This window comes from Streptomyces sp. NPDC051322 (assembly GCF_040689485.1).
GTDB lineage: Bacteria > Actinomycetota > Actinomycetes > Streptomycetales > Streptomycetaceae > Streptomyces.
Window position 1 is genome coordinate 522931 of sequence record NZ_JBFBAK010000002.1, and the last position, 14584, is coordinate 537514.

Genomic DNA, 14584 nt, shown 5'->3' on the forward strand with positions numbered 1-14584 from the left:
TGCCCGGGCGGGTTCCGGTCGTTCTGCGCACCTCGAAGAATCGGGCAAAACGTGACACAGTGACCACATGGTTGAACGGGCACCGGGCGCTCTGTCCCTTCCTGCGGACTGGCCGGCTCATCCTGAATTGAGCCTCGCCCTCAACCGTATGGGCAGCTTCGACTGGGACCTGGACAGCGGGCTGATGCATCTCGATCAGGCCGCACTCGACGTGTTCGATCTCGACGCCGACGAGTACGACGGCCGCCCGGAGAGCCTCGCCTGCCGGGTCCCGTCCGACGAGGCATCCGGCCTCGACGCCCGTGTGTCGCAGGCGCTCAAGAACGGGAGCACGTATTACGGCGCGTACTTCCGCATCCACCGGCGCGACGGCTCGGCACGCTGGACCCACACCCAGGGTGTCATCCGCCGTGACGAGGACGGCAGGCCGCGCCGGATCATCGGCATCGTCAGACACGCGGCCCAGGAACTCGCCGACGCCTCGGTCCGCATCGCGCAGGACATCGAGGGCCGCCGCCGGGCGAGCGTCGTCGAGGGCACCACGGCGGCTCTCGCCCACGCCCGCACCGTCCGGGACGTCATCGACGTGCTCAGGGACTCCAGGGGGCTCGAGTATCTGGGAGCCAGCAGCCTGGTGATGGGACTGGTCGAGGCGGGCCGTATCCTGCTCGTCGCCGAAGGCCCCCGGGGCAGCTACGTGCCGGGCACCCGTTACACCCGGGTGGACGAGCGATCTCCGATGAGCGAGGTGATCCGGAACCTCGCTCCGCGGTTCATCGAATCGGCCGACGACTTCGCTGCCTCCTATCCGGAGCTGTGGCCGCACATCAACAGTCTCGGGCTGAGCGCGGCCGCCTATCTGCCGCTGATCGCGCAGGCCCGCCCCATCGGTGCGGTCGGGCTGCTCTACCGGGACAAGGTGGGCTTCAGCGCGGACGAGCGCAGTCTGCTGATCGCGCTGGGCAGCTCCATCGCGCAGAGTCTCCAGCGGGCCGTGCTCTACGAGCAGGAACACGATCTGGCCCAGGGTCTCCAGCAAGCCATGCTGCCACGCCTGATACCCGCCATCCCCGGTGCGCAGATCGCGGTCCGCTACCGCTCCGCGCGGATGGGGCGTGACATCGGCGGTGACTGGTACGACGTGATCCGGCTGCCCAACGGAAGAGTCGGGGCCGTCATCGGTGACGTGCAGGGGCACGACACTCACGCCGCAGCCGTGATGGGCCAGTTGAGAATCGTGCTGCGGGCGTACGCGGCGGAAGGGCACACCCCGGCGACCGTGATGGCGCGCGCCTCCGACTTTCTGCACGAGCTGGACACCGACCGCTTCGCGACCTGCCTGTACGCCGAGGCGGATCTCGCCACCGGCGTGGTCCAGTTGGTCAGGGCCGGGCATCTCGACCCCCTGCTGCGCGCGCCGGACGGAAGCTGCCGAAGCGTGCCGGCCGACGGCGGTCTGCCACTGGGTCTGTCCGGAGTGTTCGGCCGGCGGGAGTATCCGGTGGCCACAGCGGAACTGGACCCCGGGCACACCCTGGTGCTCTTCACCGACGGGCTTGTCGAACGGCCGGGCGCCGACCTCGAGGACGGGATGCAGTACCTCATCGGCATGGTCCGGAGCGGACCCCGGGATCTGCAGCTGCTCGCGGACCATCTGTGCGGCGTCGTCGACGAGCGGGGCGGCGAGGACGATGTCGCGTTGCTGCTGCTCCGACGCCAGAGCCTGGATGCGCCCCGGAGCACGCGGACGAGCTCGAGCTGGCCGCCGACGAGCTGACCGCGATCGCGGAACGAGTGGCAATGTGATGGATACCGAATGGTAACGGTAAGTATCGTCGTCGTACTTGACCGTAACCGACCCTTACCGCTTGACTGCTGAACCCGGGAGCTTGCCGGGGGTCGGCATCCGCCCACCGACGACATCGAGGATCTGTTGAGCTCCGAGCTACTGGCCCCGCTTGATCTCGCCTTCTGGCACCTCGAATCGGCCGAACACCCCATGCACCTGGGTGCTCTCGCGGTCTTCGAGGCCGCGCCGGACGCCTCCGACGAGCAGACTCTGGATCTCCTGGCGGCCCGCGCCGCTGCGATCCCCCGCCTGCGGATGTGCGTACGAGGTGTCTGGCTCCCGCTCGGCGGCGCTGCCTGGTCCGAGGACCGGCAGTTCGACGTGCGCCGCCATGTACGACTGGTCGGGCTCCCCGGCGGGGACTTCGCGACCGAGGTGAACCGACTCGCCGGGGAGCTGATGGAGCGTCCGCTGCGGCGGGGCCGGCCGCCCTGGGAGATGTACGTACTGACGGGTGCCGGCGCCGGCCGTTTCGCGGTGCTGGTCAAGCTGCACCACGCGCTGGCGGACGGAATGCGGGCCGTCGCGATCGGCGCCGGAATCTTCGACCAGATCGCCGATGACCGCACGGCAGGAGACAGACGGGTCCGCAGCGTGCCGCCCCGTTCCTGGCTGCCCGGGCCCCATCAGGTCGCCGGATTCGCCCGGGAGCGTATCGAGGAGTTCGGACAGGCCGTGGGGATCGGGGCGTCGGTGGTGCGGGCCAGCCGGCTCGACCTGTGGGGCGGCTCGGTGCTGGCCGCGCATTCCAGCGGCACCCGGCAGCTGGCCACTGCCGTCCTGGATCAGAAGACCGTCCTGAGCATCCGCAGGCGGGCGGGCGGCACCGCCAATGACGTACTGCTCGCCGTGGTCGCCGGCGGGCTGCGGCGATGGATGCTGGAGCGCGGTGAGCAACTGCCCTCGGCGGACCCGCGTGCGCTGGTGCCGGTGTCCCGGCGTCGCCCGGGTGCACCGCAGGGCTCCGGCAACACCCTCTCGGCGTATCTGCTGGGGCTGCCGGTCGCCGAGCCGGACCCCTGGCGGCGGCTCGGCGCGGTGCGCTGCGCCATGGACCGCAACAAGGCTGCCGGACCGCTGCGCGGAGCCGGTGCGGTGGCGGTACTGGCCGACCGGCTCCCCCCGCTGGCCCACCGTTTCGGTGCCCAACTGGCGGGTAACGCGGCGCGGATGCTCTTCGACGTCCTGGTGACCAGCGTGCCGCTGCCGCGCTCGACGCTGTCGCTCGGTGGCAGCCCGCTGCGGGAGATCTATCCGATGGCACCTCTGGCCCGCGGCCAGAGCCTCGCGGTGGCGCTTTCCGCATACGGTGGGCAGGTGCATGTCGGGGTGGTGGTGGACGGCAGGGCGATGCCGGATGCGGAACGGCTCGCGGAATTGTTCCCCGTGGAGCTGGCCGAACTGCTCGAGGCAACGAACGAGAGATAGCCGCAGAGGTGTTGACGCCTCCAGTGATCCGATGAATATTCGAACCATGCGGCGTACCAAGATCGGAAGCAGTTCGGTCGAAGTCACGGAACTCGCCTTCGGGGCGGCCGGTATCGGCAACCTGTACACACCTGTCGACCCGGCGGAAGCCCAGGCCACCGTGGACGCGGCCTGGAACGCGGGCATCAGGTACTTCGACACGGCACCGCACTACGGACTCGGTCTCTCGGAATGCCGACTGGGCTCGGCACTGCGTGACAGGCCCCGAGCGGAGTACGTCGTCTCGACCAAGGTCGGACGACTGCTCGAGCCCGGGCCCGGCCAGGGTGACGACCTCCGAAACGGTTTCGCCGTTCCGGCCTCGCACCACCGGGTCTGGGACTTCAGCGCGGACGGTGTGCGGCGCAGTATCGACGACAGTCTGGCCCGACTCGGCCTGGACCGTGTCGACGTCGTCTTTCTGCACGACCCCGACGACCACGGCGAGGACGCCTTCCGACATGCCTACCCGGCGCTGGAGAGTCTCCGCTCCGAGGGCGTGGTGGGCGCCATCGGCGCCGGTATGAACCAGACCCGGATGCTCACCCGTTTCCTCCGCGACACCGATGTGGACCTGGTGCTGTGTGCCGGGCGCTGCACGCTGCTCGACCGGTCCGCGTTCGACGAGCTGCTGCCCGAGGCTGCCGCTCGCGGCAGGAGCGTGGTGGTGGGCGGCGTCTTCAACTCCGGTCTGCTCGCCGATCCCAGGCCAGGAGCCAGGTACAACTACAGCGCCGCGTCCTCGGCCGTGCTGGACCGCGCACTGCGGATGAAGGCGGTCTGCGAGCGGCGCGGCGTGCCGCTGCGGGCCGCCGCGCTGCGCTTTCCGTCCCGTCATCCTGCCGTCGTGAGCGTGCTGACGGGTGCCAGGTCGGCCGCCGAGGTGAACGACGCCGCCGACTTGTTGCGTCTGCCACTGCCGGACGCGCTCTGGGACGAACTCTCCGCGATCCAGCAGTCGGGGGCGGTGGCCCGGTGAGAATCGTCGACGCCCACCACCACGTATGGGACCTGTCCGTCCGGGACCAGGACTGGCTCACCGGCCCCGAACTCGCGCCGTTGCGCAGGAATTTCGTTCTCGACGACCTTCTCCCGCCGGCCCGCGCCGCGGGCGTGCACGCCACGGTGGTCGTGCAGACCGTCACCGTCGCCGGGGAAACACCCGAACTCCTGGCCCTGGCAGCGGCCGGTGAACCGGTTGCCGGGGTCGTCGGCTGGACCGACCTGACCGCCCCCGGGGTCGGCGACACGCTTGCCGCTCTGCGGGAACTCCCCGGCGGCGACAAGCTCGTCGGGATCCGCCACCAGGTGCAGGGTGAACCGGACATCGCCTGGCTACTGCGCCCGGACGTGCGGCGCGGACTGGCCGCCGTCGCAGCCGCGGGGCTCGCCTACGATCTTGTCGTGCTGCCCCACCAGTTGCCGGTCGCGGCCGTGGCCGCGGCACAACTGCCCGAACTCACCTTCGTGCTCGACCACCTCGGCAAGCCGCCCATCGCCTCCGGCATCCAGGAACCGTGGGCTGCGGACATACGTGCCCTGGCCGCCCGGCCCAACACCGTGTGCAAGCTCTCCGGGATGGTCACCGAAGCGGGCCACGACTGGACGACGGAAGGGCTGCGCCCCTACGCCGACACCGTCCTTGAGGCATTCGGCCCGGAACGGCTGATGTTCGGCTCCGACTGGCCGGTGTGCACCCTCGACGCGTCGTATGCCGAGGTGGTCGACACGGCCCATCGACTCACCGTGAGGCTGAGCCCCGACGAACGCCGGCAGGTCTTCGAGACCACCGCCTCACGGGTCTACGGGATCTGAGGCCCCACCGACAACAGCCGCTTGCCGCCCGATGTGCGCACCTCGAAGTGATCGATCGCGTCCGGCGGGAGCGCGGCCGCGCCCTTCGCCTGCAGCGGTCCGCGCCTGCCCGCCGCCCAGGTCGCCACCGTCTGCACCTCTCCGGTCCAGCCCACCGCGACCAGGCTGCAGACCTCGTCGTGCGGAGCGTCCCGCACGTCGACCTCGACATCCGTTCCCCAGTCGGCCGACCGCACGGCCACCGCCGCCGATACCCCGGTGGTGCGGTCGGTGGCGGCCCACCGCACCCCGGCCCCCGGTCCGTCCCCGGCCGGCCGGGCGACCGAGAAAGTACCGCCGCCGGCCAGCACCACAGCCGCCGCCACCAGGGCCAGCCGCCGTGTGCGAACTGAGCGCCGACGGGCCCGCACCCCGTCGAGCAGTCGGTGCAGCAGCGCCTCGCTCGTCGGGACGCCGGGCTCCACGCCCGGTGGCAGTTGGCGCGCGTAATCCGCCAGCAATGCCTCCACACTGCCGAATTCCTCCAGCAGCACCGCACACCGGGGACAACCCACCAGGTGTTCCTCGAAGCGGAAGGCATCCGCCGGGCCAAGGACCCCGATGGCATACGCGCCGACAGCGCGGTGGAGTTCAGGTGACCTCATGCAGCCGTCCTTTCAGGTCACCTTCAGGTACGCGGCACACCGCCGAATCACTCACCCCGGCCCACGCGCCGGCACCCGCCCGGGTCGGAGTCCACTCCGGCGGCGGGACGCTTTCGACCTGGCGTGCTAGAACAGGTGGATCGCCAGGTGGCCCAGCGGCAGCCCCAACTGCCAAGCCGGGGTCCACACCTGAGGCCAGTCACCCTCCGCCGTATCGGGAGCCGCACCACCCGGCTCGACCGCGTCGAGGTCCGCTGCCAGCAGCTCGGTGTCCTCGAGCCAGTGCCAGGCCGCTGCGGCCAGCGGAAGATCAGGACCGCCGGAGCCCGTCGCTGCGAGCCGGTCGAGCCGTCCGCAGACCCACTCCCGCCAGCCGGAGTCGTAAGCCGTGAGCGACAGCCACTCGTCGAGCCGCGCCACCGTTCGGACATCGCCGGTTGCACCGTCCGAAAGGAAGACGGTCAGCGCAAGGGCGTCCCGCCCCGCCCGGTACTCGATCGTGGTCGGCGGCATCAGCTCACCGGTGCGCAGCAGTTCATCGGCGATGTACTCGGCGTACATCCAGGCCATCGGTACCAGCAGTTCGCCGTCGCCGGTCCCGTTGGTGCTCTCGGGACGCATCCCGTTTCGCCTCTTTCATACCTCGGCCAGGTGTCGCCCGGGATTGCCCAGGCACTCCAGAGTGCATTGAACCGGTGCTGGAGGCGGCGCGTGGCCAGAAGCGCAGGATTGGTCCGTGCGTACGCGGCCGGACCGGATAAGGGCTTGCAGGGAAGCAACACCTTGATTCCCTGCAAGCCCTTAGGGGACGACGGTGACCGGCCACCGGCCGGCCCGGACGAGCCGGACGGCCACCGACCCGATGATCCGGTGTCCGGCCGACTCCGAAGCGCCGACCACCACCGCGTCCGCCTTGAGCTCGTCGGCAGCGGTGACCAGACCGTTGTAGGGATCCCCACGGAAGGTGTGGAACTCCCAGCGCACAGCGAATATCCCCTTCACCCGCTCCGTCGCGGCCCGGAGTTCGGCCACCAGTTCTTCGGCAATCTCCCCGGTCGTGTCGGAAACGGGGGCCCCGAGCGAGGCCCCCGTCGACAGCACGGGCTGCACGTACACGATCGCGAGAAGCGCGTTCTGCCGTCGCGCGAGCCCCCCGGCATACGCGGCGGCACGCAGCGACGACTCAGAACCGTCTATGCCGGCAACGATCACTTTGGGACCGTCGGTACCGCGTTCGAACTGGTGAGGCTGCTGATCTGTCACGCGAGGAGGTTATCGCTTCTGCGTTCGGCCGCCTATTTCATGACCTGGGGGAAGAGATCGAGGAACGGTGCGGCGGTGGCCGAGATGCCACGGCCGAAGGGTGCGTCGAAATCCCAGATCAGGAACAGCAGGAACGCGATCAGCGCACTGAAGAGCCCGGCCAGCAGCAACTCCTTGGCGGAGCGCCGGATCTGCAGCGTGAAGATCAGTCCGACGGTGATCAGCGCACCGATGATCAGGCCGAACCAGACCACCCCCGGCATGGTCGCCCCCGCGTCCTGTCCACGGGAACTCCGGGCGTCGTCGGCCGCCGCCACCTGGTCCACCAGCGGCTGATACGCCTGACCCTCGTGGTCGTTCCGCGGCTTGTAGTCGGTGACATCCCTGCGTACCTGTTCGAGGAGCCGGCCGCCTTGGGGCGTGAGCTCGCCGTGTTCGCTCATGTGCTTCCACTCGGTGTCCAGCACATAGCTGACGTACGTGCCGACATCGGTGCGGATGCGTCCTCGGACCTCGGCCGGATAGACCGCGGAGCGCGCATCCACCTCGTGCAGGGCCTGGGCCTCCTGGCGTACGGATTCCTGCGCGGCGCTGCGGCCCTCCCAGACGCCCGCGATGGCGAGGCCCAGCACGATGGCGTAGATCACGCCGATCATCATCGTCATGTATTCGATGACGTCCGGAGTCTCCGAGGGGTCGTCGTCATCGCCGACGCGCCGATTGTTGAGAAAAGCGATGGTCAGGACGACGGCACAGGCGGCCGCCATCGCGATCGTGAGAACAAGCCATTCCGACAAGGGTGTCTCCGACGGTCAGCGGGAGGAGCGTGGACGGAGCACGGCCACGGCGAAGACCGCGGGAGCCGTGATCAGGAGCGTGAGGGTGACGATGGACGGCCCGTTCGACGGCTTCTTGCGTACCGGTGCCCGATAGTCCGGGAGCGCTACCGGCTTCGGCGACGGTTTCGGCCGCACCGACGGTCGGGGCGGAGGAGGTGGCGGAGGCGGTGGAACGGGCGGCGGGGCAGGCGCCGGGTGGTACACCGGCGGCGGGACGGGAGCCGGTGGCGGGGGAGGGGCCGGCGCGGGCGGCGGGGGTTTCGGCGCAGGCTTCGGCCCCGCCGAACAGCTGACGGCTCCGCTGCCGCCGACCGCCACCACGGTGCCCGGTGCGGCCTCCCCCGATTGGGAGATGGAGGCGTACGAGCAGTCGCTCGCAGCCGCCGGTACGGGAATCAGCGTCAGCCAGACGAAGGCTGCGGCGGCCACCAGCCGTGCGGCAAGCGGAATGAGCGTCCCCGGCGATCGGTCCATGCCGAGGAGCATGATCCAGGCCGCCGGTGGCCACTCCGCCATCGGCCCGGATTCGCCGGAACGAGGGGAGATCCACTGCTTTGTGTTTGGGGCGCCGAACTGAGCGTCGGCGTACCGGAATCAGGGGGTCGAGTAGCAAGCGCGCGGATGGTGTCGCCGACCGCCGTCTCGTCGAGCAGCTCCCGGAGCCCGGGTCGGTTGACCTATCTCGCGCTCCGTTGAACGGCAGGGGGTCCGCCACCCGTACCTAGGGCCAACTACGGCGCACACCGTGCGCCGCGACCCCCTAACAGACAGCAGGAGTTCACATGAATACCTGGCGGAACGCCTCACTCGCGGTGACGGCGGTGGCAGTGCTGGCGCTGACGACGGCGTGCGGTCAGGACAAGGGCGCATCGTCCCCCAACGGGCAGACCGTGGGCGACGCGCAGCCCGCCGGGCAGGCGGCAGATCAGCCGGGCGACGACGGGTACGGGACAGGCGGCGGATACGGGACGGGCGGCGGATACGGATCGGCCTCCGCCGCAGGAGACCAGAAGCCGGCCGGTCAGCTCGCCGTCTGGAACAGCAAGAAGCTGGGCAAGGTGGTCACGGACAGCGCGGGATTCACGCTCTACCGCTTCGACAAGGACACCGCGAGCCCGCCGAAGTCGAACTGCGACGGCGACTGTGCGAAGGCATGGCCGGCCGTGCCCGCCGGCAGTGTCACCCCGGCCCCCGGCACGGACGCCGCACTGCTCGGCGAGGTCACCAGGGCCGACGGCAGCAAGCAGCTCACGATCGCCGGCTGGCCGATGTACCGGTACGCGAAGGACACCGCGGCGGGTGACGCGAACGGCCAGGGTGTCGGCGGCACCTGGTACGCGTCGGCGCCCGACGGCAAGAAGGCGGCACCCGCCGCAGCGGGCGCCACGGCGGCGGGTTCGGCGGACTCCCTGCCCGGGCTCTCGGTACGGAAGGACCCGAAGCTCGGCAACATCATCGTGGACAAGCGGGGGATGACGGTCTACCGCCTGACGAAGGACTCCGCCTGGCCGATGAAGTCGGCGTGCACCGGGGCCTGCCTGTCGAAGTGGCCGGTCGTCGCGCCGGTGCCGAAGGACCGGACGGCCGGCATCATCAAGAAGGGCTTCGTCACCTTCAACCGCCCCGACGGTCTGAAGCAGCAGTCGATCAACTGCTGGCCCGTCTACACGTTCTCCGGGGACATCAAACCCGGCGACACCAACGGTCAGGGGGTCGGCGGCACCTGGTACGCGATCACGCCCGAGGCGAAACTGGTGGGTGCCGGGAAGTAACGGATCCAGTACCCTGCGCCCTACCGCGTTGCGCCGGCCCCTTTGCTCCGTGCCTTCTTTCCGGTACTCCGGCCCGTTCCTGCACCCCCACGCAGGGACGGGCCGGGCGCACTTGCCAGCGGCGTGTGACCAATAACGGACCGCCAATTTCCGTTTTCGCTCGCTCTCTTGCCGGTGGGTCAGTAGATTCGGCTCGAACACTGGCCATGGACATGGCCGGGCCGTCGTGCCGACTCGTTGGAGACATTGATGGAGCGTCCTGCCTGGGCCCCGCAGGGCATCGATCTTTCGGTGCCCAGTGTGTCGCGGATCTACGACTACTACTTGGGCGGTTCGCACAATTTCGAGGTGGACAGGGAAGCCGCCCGCAAAGCCATGGAGTTCATGCCGGGCCTGCCCAAGGTGATGCAGGCGAACCGTGCCTTCATGCGCCGCGCGGTCCGATTCGCGGTCGACCGGGGAATCACGCAATTTCTGGACATCGGTTCCGGTATCCCCACCTTCGGAAATGTCCACGAGGTAGCCCAGGCGGTCGCCCCGGAGTCCCGAGTGGTCTACGTGGACCACGACCCGGTCGCTGTCGCCCACAGCAAGGCCGTGCTGGAAGGCAACGACCTGACCGCTGTGGTCGCCGCCGATCTGCGCAAGCCCCAGGACATCCTGGACAGCCCGGAGGTCGGGGAACTCCTCGACCTGAACCGGCCGGTGGCGCTGCTGCTGGTCGCCGTGCTCCACTTCATCGAGGACGCCGACGACCCGTCCGCGGCCGTGGTGGCACTGCGGGACGCCCTGGCGCCCGGCAGCGTGCTGATCGTCACCCACGCTTCGTACGAGGGCATCCCCGTACCGCAGGAACAGGCCGGCGGAGCGGTCGGCGTCTACAAGAACATCCGCAACCCGCTGGTCATGCGTACCCGCGAGGAGGTCGCCCGGTTCTTCGACGGGTACGAACTCGTGGAGCCGGGCCTGGTCAAGATGCCGGAGTGGCGGCCCGACACACCGGTCGACCAGGAGGATCCGTACGCCTTTTCCGGCTACGTCGGTGTGGGGCTCAAGGCGTGAACATGCCGCAGCGGAAGTCGGGATCCACCGCGGACCAGGACAGCCCCGAGGACAGACTGGGCCGTTTTGCGACCATCTGGAGCCGGGCCATCTTCCCGTCCACCGCCACCTCCCTGACCAGGCCCGAGTTCGAGAAGCACCTGCTGCCGCTGGCCCGCCGGCTGAGCGACGCCCTGCACGCCTGGCCCTTCGACCCGTCCCCCGCGCATCGGGTCGGGGCCGATCTGGTCGCCGCGCACTGCACCGACCCCGACGCGCTCAGCCACACCCTCGGAGTGGTCGACTCCTATCTGGTGCTCTACTGCGGCAGCAGCGCGGTATCGGCCGAGTTGACCCCCGAGGAGATCCGGGCGCGCTGCGCCCGTCTGCAGCACGCCATCGCGGCCGGCTTCTCGAAGGCGCTGCGGGAACGCACCCTCACCGAGCAGGAAGCCATCGCCCGCTCGGCGCTCTCCGCACGCAGCGCCGCCGAGTCGGCGCTGCACGTCACCGAAACCCGGTTCCGCGCGGTGTTCGAGGACGCGGCGATCGGTATCGGCATCGCCGACCTCGACGGGAACATCCTGGAGGTCAACGATGCCCTTCTGCAGATGTTCGGCGGCCTCGACCATCACGTACGCAGCCGCAAAGTGAACGAGTGGGTGCACCCCGAGGACGCTCCTCAGGTGTGGGGCCTGCATGCAGAGCTGGTGCGCGGGGAGCGCGAGCACTATCGGGTCGAAAAGCCTTACTACCGCAATGACGGCACGGTCCTGTGGACGAACCTGACCGTGTCGCTGCTGCGTGACGCGGAGGGCCGGCCGCAGTACCAGCTCGCGCTGATGGAGGACACCACCGAGCGCCGGCTGCTCAATCTGCGGCTGCGCTACGAAGCGACGCACGACGCGCTGACCGGCCTGCCCAACCGGACCTTGTTCTTCGAGCGGCTCGACAAGGCGCTCGCCGCCAAGAACGGGACCCGATTCGGTCTGTGCTATCTCGACCTGGACGGCTTCAAGGCGATCAATGACTCACTCGGCCACTCGGCCGGTGACCGGCTGCTCGTCGAGGTGGCCGACCGGTTGCAGAGCTGCGCGACCGCGTCCGGCGAGATGGTGGCCCGGCTCGGCGGCGACGAGTTCGTGGCCCTCACCACCGGGGACGACACCGCACACGAGGTCGAGGAGCTCGCGGCGCGCATCCTGTCGGCGCTGGCCACTCCCATCCGGATCGACGGCCGGGAGCTCACCGTCCGGGGCAGCATCGGCGTCGTCGAGGGACCGTCCGGTATGCAGAGCCCCGCCGAGGTGCTGCGCAGTGCCGACATCACGATGTACCGGGCCAAAGCCGCCGGCGGTAACCGGTTCCAGCTGGCCGATGCGGAGGCGGATGCCCGGGCCATCACCCGGCACGGACTGACCACCGCCCTGCCCACGGCGCTGGAGCGCGGCGAGTTCTTCATCGAGTACCAGCCGCTGGTGCATCTCGGCGACGGCAGCGTGCACGGCGCGGAAGCCCTGGTGCGCTGGTCGCATCCGCAGCACGGAGTGCTCGGACCCGACCGGTTCATCTCGCTCGCCGAGCACACCGGGCTGATCGTGCCGCTGGGCCGCTGGGTGCTGGAGGAGTCCGTGCGGCAGGCCAGGGGCTGGCAGCAGCGGCATCCGGCGCACCACGACGGCGGTCCGCTGCGGATCAATGTGAACCTCTCGCCCACTCAGCTCTACCATCCCGGGCTGGTCGCCGACACGGTCGCCGTGCTCGAACGCACCGGCCTGGACCCCGGCGCGCTGTGCCTCGAGGTGACCGAATCGGCGCTGATCGGGGCGGACGACGATCTCCTGAAGCCCCTGCGGCAGTTGGCCGACATGGGGGTGGACATCGCACTCGACGACTTCGGAACCGGTTACTCCAACCTCGCGAATCTGCGCAGGCTGCCGGTGAGCGTGCTGAAGCTGGACCGCTCCTTCACCCAGTCGATGCAGCAGCTGCCCGCCGACCCGGTGGATCTCAAGATCGTCGAGGGGATCGTCGCGCTGGCACACAGCCTGCAGCTGGCAGTCACCGTGGAGGGGGTGGAGACCGGGACGCAGGCCGAGCAGCTGCGCGACCTCGGCTGCGACACCGCCCAGGGCTGGTACTACGCCAGGCCGGGCGCACCCGACCGGATTCACAGTCTGTCGCTGGCCGACGCCGTGTGACTGGCGAGCAGTACGTCCTGCAGAACGCGCGCCGCACGCGGTGGCGCGACGTCGCTGCGGTGCGCCAGCGCGATCGTACGCCGAAGTCCCGGGCGGGCCAGCGGTGTCACCCGTAGTCCGCTCCCGGCCCGCGCGGCGATCATGCTGGGGACCACGGCGACACCCAGCCCGGCGCGCACGAAACCGAGTACCGCGTCCATCTCGCCGCCCTCGACGGTGAAATAGGGTTCGAAACCGGCCGCCCGGCAGGCCGACAGGGTGAGATCCCGCAGGTCGTACCCGTGCCGGAACATCACCATCGGCTCCCCTTCGAGATCGGTGATCCGCAGCGGTGAGCGTGGGGCGCCGGCTGCCGTCGACGACACCACGACGAGATCCTCCCGGAGCAGTTCGATCGTGGTGAGCGCGGGGGAGGGGGTGGGCAGCGGCAGCACCACCAGGGCCAGATCGAGTGCGCCGCGCGCCAGTTCCCGTACGAGATCGTGCGAGCCGCCCTCCTCGATCAGCAGCTGGATACCGGGGTGCTGGTCGTGGAAGGCGCGCAACACGTCCGGCAGCAGTCCGGTGCACAGACTCGGCGTCGCACCGAGCCGGACCCGGCCCCGGCGCAGCTGCGCCAGCTCCTGCACTTCATGGCGGGCCGTCTCCGCGTCGGCCAGGATGCGGCGGGCGAGCGGGAGCAGGGTCTCGCCGGCCTGGGTGAGAGCGATATTGCCCCGCGCCCTGCTGAACAGCTCCGCGCCCAGCTCCTTCTCCAGCGCACGGATCTGCTGGGAGAGCGACGGCTGAGCGACATGGACCTCCTCGGCGGCGCGGGTGAAGTGCCGGGTCTCGGCGACGGCGACGAAATAACTGAGCTGCTGGAGCTGCATACGGCCCACCCTAACGCCGCGATAGCGCATGGCTATGGACATGAGGTATTCCATGTCTTGGACCTCTTGCCCGGTGTCGCCGTAACGTCTCTTGCCATGGCACTGGCAACGAAGACGGAGCGAAGGCCGTCCCTGGCTCGGACGGTCTGGGGTTCGACCGTCGGCAAAAAGACGATCATGGCTGGGAGCGGCCTGATCATGCTGTTGTACCTGGTCGTCCATATGCTGGGGAACCTCAAGATCTTCTTCGGTTCGGGGGACTTCAACCACTACGCGCACTGGCTGCGCACCATCGGTGAGCCGTTCCTGCACTACGAGTGGGCGCTGTGGATCATCCGAGTGGTGCTCGTCGCAGCGGTGGTGCTGCACGCCGTCTGTGCCTACCAGCTCAGCCGCAGGGACGTGCGGGCCCGCCCGGTCGCCTATGCGCACAAACGCGGACGCGCCAGCTACGCGACGCGCACCATGCGCTGGGGCGGCATCATCCTGGCGCTCTTCATCGTCTGGCACCTGCTGGACCTCACCACCCTCACGGTGAACAGCAACGCCCAGCCGGGCCACCCGTACGAGAACGTCGTCGCGACCTTCAACACCTGGTACGGCGATGTCATTTACATCGTCGCGATGCTCGCACTCGGCCTGCACATCAGGCACGGCTTCTGGAGCGCGGCACAGACTCTCGGCGCGGGGAAGCCCACCCGTGACCGGGTGCTCAAGACCACCGCCAACGTTCTCGCGTTGGTGCTCACGGTGGGATTCATCTCCGTACCCGTCGCCGTCATGACCGGAGTCGTGAACTGACATGACCGAACCCCACATGA

The 14584-nt window shown here is 69.4% G+C and carries 12 protein-coding genes and 1 pseudogene; 8 read left to right on the forward strand and 5 right to left on the reverse strand.

The features are described from left to right. Window positions 1-67 precede the first annotated feature (67 nt). From AB0436_RS06450 to AB0436_RS06465, 4 genes and pseudogenes are all read left to right on the forward strand, one after another. Window positions 68-1738 (forward strand): annotated as a pseudogene (locus AB0436_RS06450) (SpoIIE family protein phosphatase); the annotation flags it as partial. A 195-nt stretch (window positions 1739-1933) separates the two neighbouring features. Beyond that, window positions 1934-3277: a wax ester/triacylglycerol synthase family O-acyltransferase gene (locus AB0436_RS06455; RefSeq protein ID WP_366466568.1), complete on the forward strand. Its 1344-nt coding sequence runs from the start codon at window positions 1934-1936 to the stop codon at window positions 3275-3277. Window positions 3278-3323: 46 nt separating this feature from the next. Then, entirely contained in the window at window positions 3324-4295 is a 972-nt protein-coding gene (locus AB0436_RS06460) for an aldo/keto reductase (RefSeq protein ID WP_366466569.1), read from the forward strand. Continuing rightward, entirely contained in the window at window positions 4292-5131 is an 840-nt protein-coding gene (locus tag AB0436_RS06465; RefSeq protein WP_366466570.1) for an amidohydrolase family protein, read from the forward strand. Before AB0436_RS06460 ends, AB0436_RS06465 begins: the two co-directional genes overlap by 4 nt. On the opposite strand, the gene AB0436_RS06470 is transcribed toward AB0436_RS06465, so the two are convergent. From AB0436_RS06470 to AB0436_RS06485, 4 genes are all read right to left on the reverse strand, one after another. After that, a complete protein-coding gene (locus AB0436_RS06470) occupies window positions 5119-5775 on the reverse strand; it encodes a zf-HC2 domain-containing protein (protein ID WP_366466571.1) in 657 nt (218 codons plus the stop codon). The two genes, AB0436_RS06465 and AB0436_RS06470, sit on opposite strands and share 13 nt — an antisense overlap. Window positions 5776-5901: 126 nt before the next feature. Further along, window positions 5902-6396, reverse strand: a complete 495-nt coding sequence (locus tag AB0436_RS06475; RefSeq protein WP_366466572.1) for a hypothetical protein — start codon at window positions 6394-6396, stop codon at window positions 5902-5904. Between the two features lie 180 nt (window positions 6397-6576). Further along, window positions 6577-7038: a universal stress protein gene (locus AB0436_RS06480; RefSeq protein WP_366466573.1), complete on the reverse strand. Its 462-nt coding sequence runs from the start codon at window positions 7036-7038 to the stop codon at window positions 6577-6579. 32 nt (window positions 7039-7070) lie between these two features. Beyond that, window positions 7071-7835 carry a hypothetical protein gene (locus AB0436_RS06485; RefSeq protein ID WP_366466574.1) on the reverse strand — a complete coding sequence of 255 codons (765 nt, stop codon included), beginning with the start codon at window positions 7833-7835 and terminating at the stop codon, window positions 7071-7073. 824 nt (window positions 7836-8659) lie between these two features. On the opposite strand from AB0436_RS06485, the gene AB0436_RS06490 reads away from it, so the two are divergent. The 3 genes from AB0436_RS06490 to AB0436_RS06500 all read left to right on the forward strand — a co-directional run bounded on the left by AB0436_RS06490 (window position 8660) and on the right by AB0436_RS06500 (window position 12891). After that, window positions 8660-9649: an SCO0930 family lipoprotein gene (locus AB0436_RS06490; RefSeq protein ID WP_366466575.1), complete on the forward strand. Its 990-nt coding sequence runs from the start codon at window positions 8660-8662 to the stop codon at window positions 9647-9649. 249 nt (window positions 9650-9898) lie between these two features. Then, on the forward strand, window positions 9899-10711 hold the full coding sequence (locus tag AB0436_RS06495) for an SAM-dependent methyltransferase (protein WP_366466576.1): 813 nt from the start codon (window positions 9899-9901) through the stop codon (window positions 10709-10711). Further along, complete coding sequence (locus AB0436_RS06500) at window positions 10708-12891, forward strand: EAL domain-containing protein (RefSeq protein ID WP_366466577.1); 2184 nt, start codon at window positions 10708-10710, stop codon at window positions 12889-12891. The genes AB0436_RS06495 and AB0436_RS06500 overlap by 4 nt, the downstream gene beginning before the upstream one ends. Here AB0436_RS06500 and AB0436_RS06505 read toward each other — a convergent pair. After that, the gene (locus tag AB0436_RS06505; protein WP_366466578.1) at window positions 12861-13763 is read right to left on the reverse strand and encodes a LysR substrate-binding domain-containing protein; all 903 of its coding nucleotides are present in this window, start codon (window positions 13761-13763) and stop codon (window positions 12861-12863) included. The genes AB0436_RS06500 and AB0436_RS06505 overlap by 31 nt on opposite strands. Window positions 13764-13859: 96 nt before the next feature. Here AB0436_RS06505 and AB0436_RS06510 point away from each other — a divergent pair, with 96 nt between their 5' ends. Then, window positions 13860-14564 (forward strand): succinate dehydrogenase, encoded by a 705-nt coding sequence (locus AB0436_RS06510; RefSeq protein ID WP_366466579.1) that lies wholly within the window; start codon window positions 13860-13862, stop codon window positions 14562-14564. Window positions 14565-14584: the final 20 nt, after the last annotated feature.